The following is a 2,464-nucleotide window of genomic DNA, read 5'->3' as shown; positions in this document are numbered from 1 at the left end:
GGCCGATTTCGATGGCGATCTGGCAGATCATGGGCACGCTGGACGCTCCGGCGGACCCGGCGGCGGCGCCGTACGTGGCGCTGGCGCGGAATGCGTACGCGAACGGGTCGATCAAGGCGGACTTTCTCTCGGAGGTGCGGGTATTCGTGCCCTACAACAAGTCGTCGCAGCGGTTCGTCGCGGCGGTGCCGTGGACGGATCCGGGGTCGCCGGAGGCCGCGGTGCCGGAACCGGGAGCGATGGCGTTGATGGCAGGAGGGGTGCTGGGGCTGGGGATGGCCCGGTGGCGGTGGCGGAGAAGGACAAGCAAAAGCTCGCAGGCCAGGAGTCTTCTGAGCTCGTCTGTCAAGAGTTATTTGTGGAAAACTTCTGGAATCCGGCGACCGTATTCCACTTGAACTTGGTGCTGACAGCCGACAGGCCCACCCGCGCCTGGCCGTGACGCTCCAGGGATTGCAGATGGATCCGCTCGTCGTACGGTTTGCCGTCCTTCCAACAGCGGAAGATGATACGGATCCATTTGTATGCCAGGGCCCGCACGGCGGCGTGGTGATTCTTGTGCTCTTCCTGGCGCAGGTGGTCGTAGAACGCGCGCGCCCAGGGGGACTTGACCAGGGAGTGCCCGGCATATTCATGAAAGGTCTGGCGCAGGAACTTCGGACACGCCCACCGGAAGTGCACCTGGTGGTTGTTGCCGCTGGCGCGGGTGACCGGTGCGATGCCGCTGTAGCACTGTACTTCATAGGCTTTGTCGAACCGCTCCCGCCGTGTCCCGAAAGCGGCGATTAGCCGCGGCACCAGGACCTTGCCGGCGCCAGGAAAAGAACGGAACAGGGCGCCGTCCGGATGCTCAGCCGCCAACTCCGCCAGTTGCTGGTCCAGGCTGGCGATATGGCTGCGCAGTTTCTCGATCAAACCCACCAGCCCGCGCGCGGTCGCCACCCCAGCCCGCAACGCCGCCTGGTCGTTGGTGGCTGGCACGGCGTTGCGGATCGCCGCGACACGCTCTTCGATCCACTCCTGGCTGCGACAGTTGTGCTCCCGGAAGAACTTCCCCAGGGTTCCCGGATGCGACCGCTGCAACTGCTCCAAAGTCGGCCAGCGCTCCAACAAATCACCCACCAGAGGGGTGCTCACATCGCCGAACCACTGCAAAATCTGGGGGAAATAGAGTTTCAGGCAGGCCTTCAAACGATTACTCTGGGCCGTCTTGAGGTCCACCATCTGTCGCCGTTCTTCGGCCAGAAACTGGATCAGCCGTGTCTCCACCGTGTCCGGCTCGAGCGGCCGCAGGCGGTCGCGATGGCGCAACAGCAGGTCCAACAGGGAGGCCGCATCGTTGCGGTCGTCCTTGGCTCCCGAGGGAGCGAACGTCTCCCGGTACTGCGCCGCGGTGGTCGGGTGCACGGTGAACAGCACCAGGTGCGCGTACTTGGCCAGCATGTACACTAGGGGCCCTCGCCTCTGTTCCAGACAAACCGCCACCGGCCGGCCGGCAAAGCGCTGCTGCAGTTCCGCCGCCCAGGCGTCCACCGCTTCCGGGGTGCTCTCCACCTCCCCGGTTTCCGGCTCCCGCTCACCGGCAGGGAGCAGAATCCAGGCGTGCTTCTGATCGGCCCAATCGATGGCTGCCCAGGCAGCCCATTCTTTTTCGGCCGTCGCCGTTTGCGTAGCTTCTGTCATATCCAAGCCTCCTCATCGAACGGGCTGGCCTGGCTCCGCCGAAAGCCTTATAGTGAGTCTAGGTTCAGACGTCTTCTGAGTATTCGTCAAGGAACCAAGCGCATCCCGCTGCTCGAAAGACTCCTGGGAAACATCGCATGTTTGGCCCGCGGATTCGTAGCAGCGGGATGCCCGCTCAAAACATTCTTACGAGTTTTGTTGAGCGGTGAAAAGCCCTCGAAAAGAGGTCGTGCACCAGCGCCTGGTGCTGCCTCCCCAAATCACCTCACCCACATCTCTATTTCGTTTCGGATCTACTATAAGGCCCGCGCTACTCGGATCTCAGGGCGGTCAGGGGCTCGATGCGGGTGGCGCGGTGGGCGGGGAGGAAGGTCGCGATGGCGGCAACGGCGGCGAGGAAGAGGGCGGAGGCGGCGAAGGTCGTGAGGTCGAAGGGGCTGACGCCCACGAGCAGGCTGGCGAGGAGGCGCATCGAGGCCAGGGCCAGGGCCAGGCCGGCGGCTACACCGGCGGCGGTGAGGAGCAGGCCTTCGCGCAGCACGGTTCCGAAGACTTCGCCCGGCCGGGCGCCGAGTGCGATGCGGATGCCGAGTTCGCGGGTTCGGCGGCTGACGCTGTAGCTGATGACGCCGTAGAGGCCGACGCCGGCCAGCAGGAAGGCGATGACGCCGAGCGCTGCCAGGAGGCTGGCCGCCACCTTGAGCGGAAAGAGCAGGAGTCCGTTGTACTCGGCGAGCGGGGCGGCGGTGAAGTTGGCGGCGGCGGGATCAATGGACGAAGC

Annotated in this window: 3 protein-coding genes; all 3 read right to left on the bottom strand. The window is 64.9% G+C overall.

The window, feature by feature from the left end; all coding sequences use genetic code 11:
- Nucleotides 1–151 precede the first annotated feature (151 nt).
- Nucleotides 152–310 (bottom strand): hypothetical protein, encoded by a 159-nt coding sequence (locus VMS96_08275; GenBank protein ID HVP43416.1) that lies wholly within the window; start codon nucleotides 308–310, stop codon nucleotides 152–154.
- 35 nt (nucleotides 311–345) lie between these two features.
- A complete protein-coding gene (locus VMS96_08270; protein HVP43415.1) occupies nucleotides 346–1,683 on the bottom strand; it encodes an IS110 family transposase in 1,338 nt (445 codons plus the stop codon).
- Nucleotides 1,684–1,993: 310 nt separating this feature from the next.
- Nucleotides 1,994–2,464 (bottom strand): FtsX-like permease family protein (locus VMS96_08265; GenBank protein ID HVP43414.1); only part of this gene is annotated, 471 nt, incomplete at its 5' end.

This window comes from Terriglobales bacterium, assembly GCA_035543055.1.
Lineage (GTDB): Bacteria > Acidobacteriota > Terriglobia > Terriglobales > Acidobacteriaceae > JAIQFD01.
Note: the sequence above shows the minus strand (reverse complement) of the source record. Positions and strands in the feature narration are given on the sequence as shown.

Coding starts and splice junctions, on each gene's coding strand:
- VMS96_08270 (HVP43415.1), bottom strand. CDS start 1,683: ATGACAGAAGCTACGCAAACGGCGACGGCCGAAAAAGAATGGGCTGCC.